Raw genomic sequence first — 15023 nt, 5'->3', positions numbered from 1 at the left:
CACTCTTCGCAGAATGTGGGTATGCTCACCAGGTTATGGTGCTGGTGTGGCATTGTGCTGTTTTGTCTTTTGGGCGCATGGTCTGCTGGCGTATGGTCTGCGGAGCGCAGCAGAATCTCTTTATTACAGATACAGGCAGACCAGGGTGCACTTTATTTGAATGCCGAAATTGAGCTGGTTTTGCCTGACGTGGTACAGGAGGCTCTGCATAAAGGAATCGCATTGCACTTTAATGCATCGGCTGAAATTGAACGTGTGCGCTGGTACTGGTTTGATGCTGTGGATGCACAGGAAAGCAAATCGGTACGGTTGACTTTTCAGCCGTTGTTGCAGCGTTACCGGGTGACCATCGGCGGCTTGGGCCAGACGTTTGCCACCCTACCCGAAGCATTGAATTTTGTCGGACATATTTCGCATTGGCGGATTGCCGATGCTGATGTATTGAATAGCTCTGGAGATAAAAAACTGGTTTTCATTTTTGAACTGGATCGCTCCCGTTTGCCCAGGTTGTTTCAAGTGGGGGTTGCGGATCAGGAGGAATGGGGCCTGTCTTTGAAGCAGGAAGTTGATTTGCAGATTTCTGGGGGTGGTCAATGAGTGACAATGAAGACCGCTCCAGACAGTCTGTCAAAAAAGCGATGCGCTGGGTCTGGATACTGTCGTTAAGCGCGACAGCATGTCTGGTTGCAGCACTGCTGTTTTTACTGGCTCAGACAACGGGAAATCAGGACCTTTACATTAATTATTTTGGCTGGCTGGTTGGTATCAATATCACCATTGCGGCCATATTGTTGCTGGTGTTGGTCTGGGCCTCCGTGCGGCTGCTGGTGCGGCTGAAAAAAGGGCGGTTTGGCAGCCGGCTACTGGTGAAGCTGGCCGCTATATTTGTGATAGTCGGGTTTCTGCCAGGGTTGTTTGTGTATGCTGTGTCGTACCAGTTTGTATCGCGCAGCATAGAAACCTGGTTTGACGTCAAGGTGGAAGGCGCACTGGACGCCGGGTTAAAACTGGGGCGGGCATCTTATGATGCGCAGTTGAAAGACCTGGTGAACAAAACACAGGTGGTTGCGTATCAGCTGGCGCAAATGTCTGAGTCTGCTGCTATTTTGCAGATGGACCTGTTCCGTCAGCAATTGGAAGTGGACGACATGGCATTATTGAATCTCAATGGTGAGATTCTGGGTGCATCCGGCACGTCCAGCTATCGGTTGCAGCCAGCTAAACCATTGACATCTGTCATGCGGGCAGAGCTGATGCAGCAACGGGTCATGTCGGGCATAGAGGATAACGAAGATGGCGCTTCACCCAAAATGTGGGCGCTGGCGATTGTTCCCATCAGCATCTATGACGTCACGGGGCAGGTTCGTGTTCTGCGGGTTTCCAATAGCATGCCAGCGGCGCTGGCAGCGAATGCCCGGTCGGTTCAGGAAGCGTACCAGGAGTATCAGGAGCGCGCGCTGGGTCGTGAAGGGTTGCGCCGCATGTACATCGGGACGTTGACGCTGGCGTTAATTCTGGCGGTTTTTGTAGCGGTTGTTCTGGCGGTTGTGCTGGGGCAGCAGCTTTTGCGGCCCTTGCTGATTCTGGCCGAAGGGGTCAGGCAGGTGGGTGCAGGGGATTTAAGCCCCAAACAACTGGTGCATACACACGATGAACTGGGTGGATTGACGCATGCCTTTGCCGATATGACGGACCAATTGCGAGAGGCGCAGATTATCGCTGAAAAAAGCCTTAAGCAGGTCGCAGATGCACGGGCGCACTTGCAGACCATACTGGATAACCTGACAGCCGGGGTGATTGTGCTTGACCGCGCCGGTGCGGTTCAGAGCATCAATCCTGGTGCCGAGCGTATTTTGCGCCAGAATCTGCAGCCCAATGTAGGGCAAACATTGCAGGCCGTGCCTGCTTTGGAAGCATTGGGTAAACGCGTTGCAGAACAATTCTCTACATTGCCGGCCAACCAGGATGCGTATTGGCAGGAGACGTTTGAGCTTGAGGATACCCAGTCAGGCGATAACATTACCGTTGTTGCCCGTGGCGCCTGGCTGGGGGGAACGTTGCAGTTGCTGGTGATAGACGATATCAGTGACATTATTTCTGCGCAGCGCTCTGTTGCCTGGGGTGAAGTGGCGCGCCGTTTGGCGCACGAGATTAAAAACCCGTTAACGCCCATCCAATTATCAGCAGAACGTATTGAACACAAGTTTGCCAGTAAGCTGGAGGATCAGGACCGTGCCGTTTTACAGCGGTCGGTCAAAATGATTGTGGATCAGGTGGACGCGATGAAGCGGCTGGTCAATGAATTCCGGGAATATGCACGTTTACCAGTAGCGGAATTAAAACCACTTGATCTGAATGTGCTGGTGCGTGATATTATTCAGCTATACATAGGCGCACAGCATAAACAGCAAACGCATATTGATGTGATGCTTGCTGCAGACCTTCCGCTGATCAAAGGAGATGCGGCACAACTGAGGCAGGTTCTGCATAACCTGCTGCAGAACGCACTGGATGCAACTGAGGAAAGCCAGACGGGTCAGAAAATTGTAGTGGCAACCCAATACAAGGCGGCTCAGGAAGATGCCCAGTCCGCAGGTCAGGTTTGTTTGATTGTGCGTGACAGTGGATGCGGGTTTTCTGAAAAAATACTGAAACGGGCATTTGAGCCTTATGTCACAACAAAACTGAAGGGTACTGGTTTAGGGCTGGCGGTTGTTAAGAAAATTATGGATGAGCATGGTGCCCGTATTGGTCTGAGCAACCATGTCGATGAGCAAGGAAATATCACAGGCGCACAAGTGCTGCTATCATTTCCAGCATTAGTGATTACTCCCACGCAGCATATGCAGGCATCGCATACAATAGAGTAAACTTTAACGTATATGGCAAAGATACTGATCATTGATGACGAGCTCGGTATTCGAGAGTTGCTTTCAGAAATTCTGAATGATGAAGGACACTCGGTAGAAACCGCACAGAATGCAACAGAAGCTAGGCAGGTTTTATCTGCATTTGGCCCGGATCTGGTGTTGCTGGATATCTGGATGCCCGATACCGATGGGGTTACGCTGCTCAAGGAATGGGGCAGCAGTGGTCAGTTGGTCATGCCTGTCATCATGATGTCAGGGCACGCTACCATTGACACGGCAGTGGAAGCCACCAAAATTGGTGCGATGGCATTTCTTGAAAAGCCCATTACGCTGCAAAAACTACTGAAGGCTGTGGACCAGGCACTGAACCCGGCAAAACCAATGTTGGGCGTTGTGCCTGCGTTGGCTACTGCGGGCAATACAAACACCGTACAAATGGCAGGGGTTGCGATGCAGTCTGCTGCGCAGGCAATGCCGCAGGCGGGTATGCAAAACATGGCGCAGCAGATGGCCGCCCCTGTTGCGGCAACCAATATGCCCGGCAGCTTTGCTGTTGAAGACGAACGCAACCAGCCGGTGCGCAGTTTTAACCTTGACAAACCATTGCGCGAAGCTAGAGATGAATTTGAAACGGTTTACTTTGAATTTCATCTGTACCAAGAAAATGGCAGTATGACCCGTGTGGCGGAGAAGACAGGCCTTGAGCGTACACACCTGTATCGCAAGCTGAAACAATTAGGCATAGATCTTTCTCGGGCAAAACGCACAAATCAAAATTAATCTGCTATACTCCTTCTTCTTTACGTAAGGCCAGATAGCTCAGTTGGTAGAGCAGCGGACTGAAAATCCGCGTGTCGACAGTTCGATTCTGTCTCTGGCCACCAAGTAAAATCAAAAGGTTAGATCATTTGCGATCTGGCCTTTTTTGTTTGTATGCCTGTTATAGAAATAGCATCAAAACGCCGGGCATTTTGATTTCCTGCTGCGGTCATCGCTTTTGACCACTGTTGCAGGGTAGATGGTGTTGGCCAAGGTGTCTGCAATTTTCATGCTGGCCATCCATCAGAAATAATAGACTGCTGCCGAAAAGAATAAAAACCTTTTTTTGGTGGATTTTTGTATTCTTAAAAATGCATGCATATCAATCATCTGTATGCAATAAAGAAAAATACGTCCACAGGCCGTGAAAAAAATAATAAGATATGCATGGTCAATATAGCGATCTCATCGCATAAGAATATTCAAATTCCTCATATATAAAATATCCGGGCACGTTCTGGGCACAATGGCATTGGACAGATTGATGCGTATCAATGTTTCTTGAAACAATAGGCGATGGTGTTGCAAATAACACTTTTTATGAGACGCTAACAGCAATAAATTGCTTTTTCTCAAGGGCGGGTATCAGTACAATTTTAAATAGCCATATTGGTTTCTCACCGTATAAGGGAGCGTGATATGAGTTTTCTAACCAGCTTGAACGAAGGCACGCAGTTTGCCCTTCAATTAATCATTGTCCTCATTTGTTTGTTTTACGGCGCAAAGAAAGGTGGTATTGCGCTAGGGTTGCTGGGTGGTATCGGTCTGGTGGTTCTGGTCTTTGGCTTCAATGTCCAGCCGGGAAAACCTGCCATTGATGTCATGTTGACGATTCTGGCTGTGGTGGTTGCCAGCGCGACGTTACAGGCCAGTGGTGGTCTGGATGTGATGCTGCAGATCGCAGAGAGAATTTTAAGGCGCAACCCCAGGTATGTCAGTCTTCTGGCCCCGTTTGTGACGTTCTTTCTGACTGTATTGTGCGGAACCGGGCACGTTGTTTATACCATGCTCCCGATTATTTATGATATTGCCATTAAAAATGGTATCCGCCCTGAGCGTCCCATGGCGGCATCGTCAATCGCTTCGCAAATGGGGATTATCGCCAGTCCGGTTTCAGTGGCGGTTGTTTCGCTGACAGCGTTCCTGATCAATGCCAACCACCCGCTGGCCGGTTTCGATGGCTATCTTGATTTGCTGAAAATAACGATTCCTTCTTCGCTGTGTGGTGTGTTGGGTATTGGTATTTTCAGTTGGTTCAGAGGGAAAGATCTGGATAAGGACCCTGTGTTCCAGAAGTTCATTTCCAACCCCGAAAACCGGCAGTATGTTTATGGTGAAACAGAAACCCTGCTGGGTAAAAAGCTGCCACGTTCCAACTGGCTGGCCATGTGGATTTTCCTGGGTGCCATTGTCGTGGTTGCTTTGATGGGCGCATACGAAGATCTGCGGCCGGCATGGGAAGGCGCTAACGGCAAGATTACCCGCCTGAATATGGTGAATACCATTCAGATTTTCATGTTGCTTGCCGGGTCGTTTATCCTGATCTTCACACCGACCGATGCGGGCAAGATCGGTAAAAATGAAATTTTCCGCAGCGGTATGATTGCACTGGTTGCGGTGTTCGGGATTTCGTGGATGGCAGATTCCATGTTTGCGGTTCATACACCGATGATCAAAGCCGCTTTGGGTGAAGTGGTGACAGAGCATCCCTGGACGTATGCGGTCATGCTGCTGATCATCTCTAAATTTGTGAACTCGCAGGCGGCCGCGATTGCTGCATTTGTTCCGCTGGCATTGAGCATTGGCGTGCCACCGGGCGTGATTGTGGCGTTTGCACCAGCATGTTATGGCTATTACATTTTGCCAACGTATCCAAGTGATTTGGCTGCGATTCAGTTTGACCGCAGCGGTACCACCCGGATCGGCAAGTTTGTGATCAACCACAGTTTTATTTTCCCAGGGCTGATTGGTGTGATCACATCATGTATTTTTGGTTATATTTTGGCTGCGATGTATGGCTATGTTTAATGAATAGCCATATTGATGATCGGAGTCATCGACTGAGAGCGTATTCTCTCAACAGATCAAGAGGCCTGTACAGGCCTCTTTTTTTATTCAGAGAGGATATCCTTTCACAGGCATGATGCGCTGTTTTACAAATTCTGCTTTTCTGTCAGATAGCGCCAAAAGCGCCTGGGCATATGCTGCCGGTGCAGTCTGGGGTTCAGCCGTTCCTGAATGGTCAGCGCCTTAAAGTATTTCTGCCACATGGTTTGCAGCAGTTTTTCATCATCGGCTAATGCGCTGGCTTTGAGTTGTCCCTGGGTAAAGTGCTCATCCCAGTTCAGCGTGATTTCGGTGATGCTGTTCAGGTCGTAAAAGTAACCATAACCGCGTCCCATATCGTAGATGATCCATTTCTGGTCGGCAAAACGGTCGCCAAAATGTGAAAGCGTCAGCGGCAATGCGTTATACACCGGGTTGACCGGGGCGAAGTAAATGTCATCTACCGTTTTCTGAAAACGTACAAACTGAATCAGATGCAGTTGCTCTTTACTGACTCTTTTTGCCAGTTGCCACAATGCCAGAATATCTTCATCGCTCAGGTTGCCTTCAATAGACATGTCATTGTCAACGACTTTTTGGATGACTCTGAACACCAGGCTGGCACAGTCTGCATCTTCCGAAAACCACGCGCACAGTAACTGGTAGCAGGCCTGGTCAGAAAGCTTGTTGTGCAACACATGCCATACACGTGTTGCCTTGTGTGTGTCTGTTTGAATGTTGGTGGCGTGGCTTGTAAACAGGGGCAGCACAGCGTTGTAAGGCAGCAGTTTTTCGGGAAAACACTTTTGCCGATATGCCTCAAAAACGCAGGTCAGCAAGCCGTCAAAGGTTTCATCAAATAAAAATACCTGCATGGCGGTACGCCTAAAAAACCAGGTCCAGTTGCTGAGCAATCGGACGGACGGATTTTGTTTCGGTTAACTGCCGTCTGATTTGCAACGGATTGATATCAAGCCGGGATGATGCAGCAGAGCCGGGGCAGCGAATGAAGTATCGGGCACGTTTGGTAACGACTCCTATTTTGCGCAGCGTTTCCAGTGTGAGTGTGCCATGCCGTCTGGCGTTGATAATGATTTTGGCCGATCTCACGCCAATGCCGGGAATTCGTAAAATCTGCGCATAATCTGCCCGGTTGATATCGATGGGGAATATTTCCGGATGCCGGAGTGCCCAGGCCAGCTTGGGGTCAATGTCCAGATCAAGCTGGGCAGAATCGCCATCGACAATTTCAGCCGCATCAAACTGGTAAAACCGCATCAGCCAGTCGGCCTGATAAAGGCGGTTTTCGCGCAGCAAAGGGGCTTGCGTTACCACTGGCAGGCGTTTGTCATAAGCGTTGACAGGAATGAAGCCAGAGTAGTAAACGCGCTTCATGCTGGCGCGATGGTATAGCGCTGAGGAAAGCAGCAGGATGTCCCGGTCTGTTTCCCCCGAGGCGCCGACAATCATCTGGGTGCTTTGCCCGGCCGGAACGAACCGTGGGGCAGAGCGGTATTTTTGTCTGGCTTCACGGTTTTCTTCAATGCCGCGCTGAATGTAATGCATGGGGCGGTAGACGCTTTGGTGGTCTTTTTCCGGTGCCAGCAGCTTCAGGTTGCGTTCAGACGGAATTTCAATGTTAACGCTCAGGCGGTCGGCGTACAGGCCTGCTTCATTGATCAGCTCCTGGCTGGCGCCTGGAATGCTTTTCATGTGAATGTAGCCATTGAAGCGCTCAACCAAGCGCAGTTCTTTTACCACGCGAACCATGCGCTCCATGGTGTGGTCGGCATTTTTAATGATGCCGGAACTTAAAAAAAGGCCTTCAATGTAGTTTCTGCGGTAAAACGCAATGGTCAGCTCCACCAGTTCTTTCACGGTGAATGCCGCACGTGCCACATCGTTGCTTTTGCGGTTGATGCAATAGGCGCAGTCATAAATGCAGATATTGGTCAGCAGGATTTTCAGCAGTGAAAGGCAGCGGCCATCTTCAGTAAAACTGTGACAAATGCCCCAGCCTGAAGCACTGCCAATTTGCCCTTGCCGATGCTTGCGTGTAACGCCACTGGACGCGCAGGAAACATCGTATTTGGCTGATTCGGCCAGAATTTCGAGCTTTTTAACAAGCGTATCTTTCATGGTATCACTTGGGGCCAATGAGCCGCTCCACTCGTTTAACAACTGCACAAGGAAAGCAAAGAAGTGATGCAGGCCAACAAACCCAGGCAACCCGGCACAGTGGTCAACGGATAAAATATACTCCATTATACTGTATATTTATACAGCATCAAGTGCTTGAAAAACAGCAATGAATATAAAAAAGCTCACCGGAGGTGAGCTTGTGTCTGGCTTGCTGAATGCTTTTAGGGACAGGGCACATTAAATAGGGCGTTGCCCAGCTTGGCAAGGGTCTTACCATTGTCTTCGCTTCGCGCCTTGTCCTACCCCCATTCCAGCAAACGCAATCTCTCTATTTAATGAGTCCTGACCCTAAGGAACAGGAGCGTGAAAAACCCATTTGTTCCAGCAAATGCGGGCAATGTAAATCAAAATAAATGCCAGCAGACACGAAAGCATGACATCCTGCGGCCAGTGCATTCCAAGCAGCAGGCGGCTGGCTTCAATGGCACAGGCCCAGCACATGATCAATGTCATCATGATGTAGGCTTTTTTCCGCCATAACAACAGCCACAACATCAGCATCCACTGCGCCACAAAAATGCTATGCCCGGATGGAAATGAAAATCCGGTTTCCTTGGCCCAATGGGCCTGCTGCCATGATGGAACGGTGAATTGTGAAAAGTCCTGCCGTGTCAGAAATTCTTTGCGTTCTTCACGCGTGAGCTGGTAAAAATCGCTGGCATTGATGTGGTTGCTTTTTTCCAGCCAGACGATATAGGGGCGGGGTGCCTGGGCCACGTTTTTGAGTGTGGATTTGACAATCTGTCCGACCCCGAGCGTTGCGGCCATAATGACGACCAGCAGCAGTTTTTTGCGTGCGGGTAGCTGCGGGTAATAAAACAGGGGGATGATGCCCAGAACAATACAGGTCACAAATGCATAAGGCACGGTCCCGGTTTCTGTGACAAGGTACAGCGGAAACAGATAAGCCGGAATCTCAACGGGAGGAAGCCACTGCCAGTGCAGCGCAACAGCGATGCCGGGCACCAGCAAAAGCACAAGCGTTCCGATGGTGAGCAGCGTCAATGTGGTTATTGAGTTTCCTGTATTTAACTTCATGCGCCTGCAAAAATGAGATCTCTTAATAAAACAAAAGGCATGACAGACTGTCATGCCTTAGGCGGATTATAAATAGAGCCTTCTATTTATGCACTCAGAATGCCGGAATGATCGCACCTTTGTAGTGTTCCAGAATATATTGTTTGGTCTGCTCGCTGTGCAGGGCTTCCATCAGCTTGGCAATGGCCGGGGCGTTGGCATTGTCTGAGCGGGATACCACCACATTGACGTAAGGTGAATCCTGGCTTTCAATCAGCAAGGCGTCTTTCAATGGATTCAGCCCGGCTTGCAGCGCATAGTTGGTGTTGATCAGCGCCAGATCCATTTCAGGCAATACACGCGGCAACTGGGCTGCGTCCAGTTCGACAAAACGCAGGTTTTTCGGGTTATCAATCACATCTTTGGATGTGGCCAGCAGGTTGGTCGGGTCTTTCAACTGGATGATCTTGGCGGCATGCAACAGCAGCAATGCCCTGGCACCGTTGGATGGATCATTGGGCAAAGCCACTGTAGCGCCATCTTTCAGGTCTTCAATGCGGGTGATTTTTCTGGAATAAGCACCAAAGGGCTCAATGTGCACATTGCCGTTGGGCACTACGACCAGCGTGGTGCGATGTTCATTGTTGAACGTGTCCAGATAAGGTTTGTGCTGAAAGAAGTTGGCATCAAGCTGCTTGTCTGCAAGCGCACGGTTAGGCAGCACATAGTCGGAAAACTCCATGATCTGCAAATCAATACCCTGCGCTTTGAGCGTAGGTTTCACAAATTCAAGCAGTTCAGCATGTGGTACCGCCGTGGCGCCGACCTTCAGTGTGGTGGTTGTTTGTGCCTGGGTGGCAAATGCTGTGAGCGAAAGTGCAACGGCGGCAACGCCACCGGAAAGCACGCGCCAAAAGGAGCGCCGCTGGTGTAATGTATTCATTCAAAAATCTCCTTTAAAAGGCTACAAAGTGATGGTAGATGTTCAGCGGCCCGGAATGCAGTTTTTCTGAAGCGTTCTGTATGCAGGCCGGCAGGTCATTTAAAGTGAATATATTAGCGCGAAATCTGATTGTGCGGCTAGAACATGTTTTCATGAGTTTATAACTAAAAATGTTATGCGCAGCGATATGGTTTATTCGGGTTTGGGCAAAAAGGCCCACATGAAAAGTGTCTGTTTGGTGCGGCCTGCCTGTTCACCGGCTTCATGCCCTTGGCCCCAGAAGTAGTCGGCCCGAACCGCGCCGACAATGGCCGAGCCGGTGTCCTGCGCCAGTACCAGTCGCTGTAAAGGCTGGGTCTGCCCGGAAGGGTCTTCGGTTGCGATCCATACCGGTGTGCCGTAAGGAATGGCGCGTTTATCTACGGCAATGGAGCGCCCGGATGTCAGCGGGACGCCCTGGGCGCCAACCGGCCCCAGGGTAGGGTCGTCCAGCGGGACTTCATTGAAAAAGATGTAACGCGGGTTGGACCACAGGACTTCCTGCAGCCGTTCGGGGTGTTCGTCCAGCCAGGCTTTGATGCCGGGCCAGGTGGCATCGGTAATCAGGTTGCGATCGAGCAGGTATCTGCCCACACTGCCATAGCGGTGGTTGTTGCTGGCCGCGTAAGCAGCGCGTACGCGGTGGGTGGTGCCGTCAGGCTCTGTCAGTACCAGTTGCCCGGAGCCCTGAATGTGCAGAATCAGCGCATCCAGCGGGTCTGCCAGATAGGCAAATTCGTACCCCTGGACGGCGCGTTGCGCGCGCGGGTTGGATTCGATGTCTTTTCGGCTCCAGTAAGGGTTGGTGGGGTGCAGGTCGGGCGGAGGAGAGTAAAGCGGTACGGTAAAGTCGCCCTGTGGCTGACGGCGGGCCCGGAAAATAGGCTCATAGTACGCGGTCAGAATGCCTTTGGTGTTGCCGTTCAGCGCTTCAATGCGGTAGGGCTGGAGGTGGTCATACATCCACTGGCGTTTGGTATTTTCGCTGGCGTTGGCCAGATGAATGATCTGTCCGCAGGCCTGGGCCCAGGTCGCAGAAGTCTGGCTGCAGCTCCAGACCCACGCCTGCCATGCCTCACCGACACGGTCATGGTTCCAGCCTGGTAAATCAGCCCAGCGCACAGGAACCCAGCGGCTGCCCGGCATGTAAATCGTGCGGGCGGTGGGTGAAACCCTGTTGTAGTCAGACGGTAAGCGCAAAGGAATATCCGGCCCGTCCGCCGCAGGATAGTGGGCATAAGGGTCTGTATCGTCATACGTCCCGGTTGGCCCCATACAGGCCTGCAGCAACAGTGCTGCTGCGGCGCATATGGTGTACATGAGCCGGCGTTGCCAGGATGGGGGGTGTGATGATGAATGAGATATAGGCTGTACAGGCTGCCGCTTAGGGTGAATGCGCGCGGAAAAGGCAGAGGTCATTTGAAAAAGAAACATGTTGCAACTAACGCCAGGTCATCGTCAAACAAGGGATGTGGGTAGAACTATACCGCATATCAGAGGCAGGGCTGGCGATACTGACAAAGTAGGCACAACTGCAAAAACATGTTCTGGTGGTTACCCCAGGTAATTTTTGCGGGAGAAGTAATGCACCAGCACCGCAGTGTTCACCAGCATGACCACCAGCACCAGCCAGAAGCCCCATGAGTATTTGGTTAAGAACATATCGGCAAAGTTCATGCCAAACAAACCGGTCAGCAGATTCAGCGGCAGGAAAATGGCGGTCAGTACGGTGAGTGTACGCATCACATGGTTGGTACGGTTGGCCGTGGCAGAAAAATGCAGTTGAATCGCGCCTTCTAAAGAGGATTCCAGCCGGTGTACATGGGAGCGTGAGCGCTCAATGTGCTCAATGACGTCGCGCGCGCGTACTTCCAGCAGTTCGGTGTTGCTGTCATCCCCTTCATCTTCAATGGATTCCAGCCAGGCTTTGATGGCAACGCTCTGGTCTTCGCACAAATCTTCCATCTGGTGCAGCGCATTGCGGGATTCGAACAACGCCTGCCAGTTGGTTTGGGGCTGTTCGGTACTGAGCAGTGCGTTTTGCCAGCGGTCAAGCTGGTGTGACAGGTGCCGCCGCAGATCCACATAACCGTCAATCAAAAAGTCTACCAGCCGCAGCATGAGTTCATCCGGGCTGATGGGTAAATGCAGGCCTGTACGCCGCAGCCGCCCGGTAGATGCGGTGTTGTCGTTAAGTAACTTGGCGGCAAACTGGTTGCGGTGTTCAATGTCGTCATGCACGGTCAATAAGATGCGGTCGAAGATGATAAAGCCGACCGGTGCCGTGCTGATATACCGCGCAAAGCTCAACTCGCACGCATCCGGGTTTTCGTTTTCACTGTCATCCATGTTATAAGCGGTCAGGCGCCGGAATACGATGACATCGTAATAGGAGGTAAAGTCATAATGCGACGGCTGTTGTGTGCTCAGCAGATCTTGGATGTGAAAATCGAGTAACGGACGGCCATCCAGATTCGTCAGAATCTCCTGAATATCAGGTAGACATTCTTCAAATTCACTCCGGGCGCAGGACAGCCATAAAAATTCGCTGCCACTGAGTGCCTGGGGTGCCTGAGTATACTCACGTGCTGTGTTTTCAATACCAATGATACGCATAGAGAACGCCCTGAATATCTAAAGCCTTTTGTCTGGTGCTGACCAGAAGCACAAAAATGGCATGCTGCCATCAAAAACGATCAGCCTCTAATATACATGGAATGTGCAGGAAACAGAAGCAGCAGCCAGATTTTTTGCAGTGTGGCCTGTGCCAAAACCATGACAAGGCGATTTGCTTTACGCTCAAAATGCCCGCGACAGAACCTGCGTGAACAATGCTGCATCTACATTGCCACCGGATAAGGAGACGCCAACGGTTTTGTTTTGCCAGCGGTCTTTTTGCTGGATGGCTGCGGCCAGTGCGGCAGCACCTGCGCCTTCAGCTACGTTATGTGTGTCGGTAAACAGAATACGCATGGCGTTGGCAACTTCCTGGTCGGTGACAGCAACAACATCTTCTGCTTCCTGCCAGATCAGTTCAAGCGCCTGTGGATCAGGCGTGCTGCATGCCAGGCCGTCGGCAAGTTGTGTTGTTGCCGGAACGACAACGGCGCGCTTTTCAATGAATGATTGCTGATAGGCGGAGGCATGTGCCGAAACCACACCAATCAAACGTGTTTTCAGATTGAGCAGGTTACGAACAGCCGCTGCAGCGCAGAAGCCCGACCCTTGTCCGATGGGGACAAAAAGCACATCTGGTTGTACGGCTTTAAAAAATTCCAGCCATGCGGTGGCAACGCCTGCAATCAGATCAGGGTGAAATGAAGGAACAAAATGCAAAGACTGCTGGTGCTGGAGCGCTGTCGCGTATTCTTTGGCCTGTTGGAAGTCGTCGCCATGTTCCACCAGCTCGGCGCCTAAGGCCTGCATTGCCGCGTTTTTTTCTGCCGAGTTGCCATGCGGTACCACAATGGTTACCGGCAGATTGCACAGGCTTGCAGCCAGTGCGACGGACTGCCCATGGTTGCCCCGTGTGGCACACAATAAGCCCGCAGGCTTGGTGCCGGCTTGCAGCAGGCGGTTGGCATAAACCAGCCCGCCGCGAATCTTGAAGGCACCTACAGGCAGGTGGTTTTCGTGTTTGACCCAGACGGTGGCGCCAACCCGTTTTTTCAGTAACGGCCAGGCATATTGAGGGGACGCTGGCAAATGGGCATAAACGACCTGACCGGCATGGGCAAGCTGATCGGATGTCAGAATAGGCGAATGGCTCATATACGGATGTTTCTTTGGATGGTTATATGCAACGGCAAGTCGGCTAGAGCTGCAAGTTTCCTTCAGAACAGGTCGTGGTATGTCCTCCGACCCAGACCTGGCCAGCGTCATCCTGCTGGATATAGATGCGGCCAGTCCTCCCCAGTACTGTGCCTTGTGCTGCCAGGTAGTGCGTGGGTGCCTGTTGTGTTGCAATCAACCATTGCGCCAGCGATGCATTCAGGCTGCCGGTGATCGGGTCTTCTGCAACTCCCATGACAGGCGCAAAAAAACGGACTTCAAATTGGGGTGAGTCTGCGTTTTCAGCAATGTTCTCGTGTGGGCCGATCAGCCCGACATCCAGCCCGGCCTCGCCAAGCATTTGCAGGTTGGGGATAACGTTTAACACGGTTTGCGCGCTGTCAAGCAAAAGGGCGTTGTAAGGACGCCCGGCATCCAGCCTCTGATGGTCCACAACTTGTGAGCAATCAAGGTCAAGCGCCCGGCAAATCAGTTCCAGATCCGCTTTGGCCAATGGTGTGCGCTGAATTGGCGGCGCGGCAAAGCTGCGATACGCGGGATTCATCTGGCGTATTTCCACCAGGCCGACTTTGCATTGCTGGATTATTTTGCCGGTATGTTTTGGTTGAACGCCTGTTTGCAGCCAGGCATGGCAGGCGCCCAGGGTTGGATGCCCTGCAAACGGCAGTTCGGTACCGTTGGCGGTGAATATGCGCATCTGATAATCTGCATCAGCCTGAGTGGGTGGGAGCAGGAATACCGTTTCCGACAGGTGCAGCCAACTGGCAATGCGCTTCATGGCGATTTCATCCAGTGCCTGCGCATGGTGCACAACGGCCAGAGGGTTACCGCGAAATGGCTGTGAAGAAAAAACATCAACCAGATGAAAAGGATATGAAACCATCGTTGGCTTTCAAAAATAAATGGTTTAACTTTAAAAGTTCCACTGTAGCAGTGATTGATATGCCATGCTACCGGATTCATATTTTTTATGATGATCAGCGCAAAGTAGCCGTTGCAATCCATTTGAATTTGTGTTGACTTTTGGGCCACAGCAACACGCATATGAGAGGAGATTTTGCGATGCGGAATTATTCTTTGAAATCGTTGATTGAGCCAGTTTTTTTCATGTATACTGAAACCGGTTACTTGGAAAAGCCTTACTTATTGCGGATTTGCTAAGTTTTCATCCCGATACGATTCCATACCTGAGATTATAAAAATGGCCGTTTTTTTGGCCAAACGTTGTATTGAAATATCCAGGGTAACTACGGAGTTGTAGTTTTAAATTCCATTCAACTGTGACATTTGGTATG

The 15023-nt window shown here is 51.1% G+C and carries 12 protein-coding genes and 1 tRNA gene; 5 read left to right on the top strand and 8 right to left on the bottom strand.

Annotation, left to right across the window (positions count from 1 at the left end; translation table 11 throughout):
- Window positions 1-21 precede the first annotated feature (21 nt).
- The 5 genes from AACY98_RS11695 (at window position 22) to AACY98_RS11675 (ending at window position 5717) form a co-directional block, all read left to right on the top strand.
- Window positions 22-597 (top strand): DUF4390 domain-containing protein, encoded by a 576-nt coding sequence (locus AACY98_RS11695; protein ID WP_339805206.1) that lies wholly within the window; start codon window positions 22-24, stop codon window positions 595-597.
- Window positions 594-2870, top strand: coding sequence for a sensor histidine kinase (locus tag AACY98_RS11690; RefSeq protein WP_339805203.1), 2277 nt, complete (start codon window positions 594-596; stop codon window positions 2868-2870). The genes AACY98_RS11695 and AACY98_RS11690 overlap by 4 nt, the downstream gene beginning before the upstream one ends.
- 12 nt (window positions 2871-2882) lie before the next feature.
- Complete coding sequence (locus AACY98_RS11685) at window positions 2883-3650, top strand: response regulator (protein ID WP_339805201.1); 768 nt, start codon at window positions 2883-2885, stop codon at window positions 3648-3650.
- A gap of 28 nt (window positions 3651-3678) precedes the next feature.
- Window positions 3679-3754: transfer RNA gene (locus AACY98_RS11680), tRNA-Phe, on the top strand.
- Between the two features lie 574 nt (window positions 3755-4328).
- The gene (locus AACY98_RS11675) at window positions 4329-5717 is read left to right on the top strand and encodes an anaerobic C4-dicarboxylate transporter (RefSeq protein ID WP_126980176.1); all 1389 of its coding nucleotides are present in this window, start codon (window positions 4329-4331) and stop codon (window positions 5715-5717) included.
- A 125-nt stretch (window positions 5718-5842) separates the two neighbouring features.
- On the opposite strand, the gene AACY98_RS11670 is transcribed toward AACY98_RS11675, so the two are convergent.
- The 8 genes from AACY98_RS11670 to AACY98_RS11635 form a co-directional block, all read right to left on the bottom strand.
- Window positions 5843-6610: a TIGR03915 family putative DNA repair protein gene (locus AACY98_RS11670; RefSeq protein ID WP_339805197.1), complete on the bottom strand. Its 768-nt coding sequence runs from the start codon at window positions 6608-6610 to the stop codon at window positions 5843-5845.
- 10 nt (window positions 6611-6620) lie between these two features.
- On the bottom strand, window positions 6621-7874 hold the full coding sequence (locus tag AACY98_RS11665; protein WP_339805195.1) for a putative DNA modification/repair radical SAM protein: 1254 nt from the start codon (window positions 7872-7874) through the stop codon (window positions 6621-6623).
- Window positions 7875-8225: 351 nt separating this feature from the next.
- Window positions 8226-8975: a phosphatase PAP2 family protein gene (locus tag AACY98_RS11660; RefSeq protein ID WP_339805193.1), complete on the bottom strand. Its 750-nt coding sequence runs from the start codon at window positions 8973-8975 to the stop codon at window positions 8226-8228.
- Window positions 8976-9069: 94 nt separating this feature from the next.
- Window positions 9070-9897, bottom strand: coding sequence for a MetQ/NlpA family ABC transporter substrate-binding protein (locus AACY98_RS11655; protein WP_423817563.1), 828 nt, complete (start codon window positions 9895-9897; stop codon window positions 9070-9072).
- A 192-nt stretch (window positions 9898-10089) separates the two neighbouring features.
- Window positions 10090-11256, bottom strand: a complete 1167-nt coding sequence (locus AACY98_RS11650; protein ID WP_339805191.1) for a murein transglycosylase A — start codon at window positions 11254-11256, stop codon at window positions 10090-10092.
- 234 nt (window positions 11257-11490) lie between these two features.
- Window positions 11491-12552: a magnesium transporter CorA family protein gene (locus AACY98_RS11645; RefSeq protein WP_126980181.1), complete on the bottom strand. Its 1062-nt coding sequence runs from the start codon at window positions 12550-12552 to the stop codon at window positions 11491-11493.
- A gap of 183 nt (window positions 12553-12735) precedes the next feature.
- Complete coding sequence (locus AACY98_RS11640; RefSeq protein WP_339805187.1) at window positions 12736-13707, bottom strand: threonine dehydratase; 972 nt, start codon at window positions 13705-13707, stop codon at window positions 12736-12738.
- Between the two features lie 43 nt (window positions 13708-13750).
- The gene (locus tag AACY98_RS11635; RefSeq protein ID WP_339805185.1) at window positions 13751-14611 is read right to left on the bottom strand and encodes a PhzF family phenazine biosynthesis protein; all 861 of its coding nucleotides are present in this window, start codon (window positions 14609-14611) and stop codon (window positions 13751-13753) included.
- Between the last annotated feature and the right edge of the window lie 412 nt (window positions 14612-15023).

Origin of the sequence: Saezia sanguinis (assembly GCF_963921665.1) — a bacterium.
Lineage (GTDB): Bacteria > Pseudomonadota > Gammaproteobacteria > Burkholderiales > Burkholderiaceae_C > Saezia > Saezia sanguinis.
This window is presented reverse-complemented; position numbering and strand designations above follow the sequence as displayed.

Excerpts from the sequence above, each read along its gene's own strand:
- AACY98_RS11695 (WP_339805206.1), top strand. The coding sequence starts at position 22 with ATGCTCACCAGGTTATGGTGCTGGTGTGGCATTGTGCTGTTTTGTCTT.
- AACY98_RS11690 (WP_339805203.1), top strand. The coding sequence starts at position 594 with ATGAGTGACAATGAAGACCGCTCCAGACAGTCTGTCAAAAAAGCGATG.
- AACY98_RS11685 (WP_339805201.1), top strand. The coding sequence starts at position 2,883 with ATGGCAAAGATACTGATCATTGATGACGAGCTCGGTATTCGAGAGTTG.
- AACY98_RS11675 (WP_126980176.1), top strand. The coding sequence starts at position 4,329 with ATGAGTTTTCTAACCAGCTTGAACGAAGGCACGCAGTTTGCCCTTCAA.
- AACY98_RS11670 (WP_339805197.1), bottom strand. The coding sequence starts at position 6,610 with ATGCAGGTATTTTTATTTGATGAAACCTTTGACGGCTTGCTGACCTGC.
- AACY98_RS11665 (WP_339805195.1), bottom strand. The coding sequence starts at position 7,874 with ATGAAAGATACGCTTGTTAAAAAGCTCGAAATTCTGGCCGAATCAGCC.
- AACY98_RS11660 (WP_339805193.1), bottom strand. The coding sequence starts at position 8,975 with ATGAAGTTAAATACAGGAAACTCAATAACCACATTGACGCTGCTCACC.
- AACY98_RS11655 (WP_423817563.1), bottom strand. The coding sequence starts at position 9,897 with ATGAATACATTACACCAGCGGCGCTCCTTTTGGCGCGTGCTTTCCGGT.
- AACY98_RS11650 (WP_339805191.1), bottom strand. The coding sequence starts at position 11,256 with ATGTACACCATATGCGCCGCAGCAGCACTGTTGCTGCAGGCCTGTATG.
- AACY98_RS11645 (WP_126980181.1), bottom strand. The coding sequence starts at position 12,552 with ATGCGTATCATTGGTATTGAAAACACAGCACGTGAGTATACTCAGGCA.
- AACY98_RS11640 (WP_339805187.1), bottom strand. The coding sequence starts at position 13,707 with ATGAGCCATTCGCCTATTCTGACATCCGATCAGCTTGCCCATGCCGGT.
- AACY98_RS11635 (WP_339805185.1), bottom strand. The coding sequence starts at position 14,611 with ATGGTTTCATATCCTTTTCATCTGGTTGATGTTTTTTCTTCACAGCCA.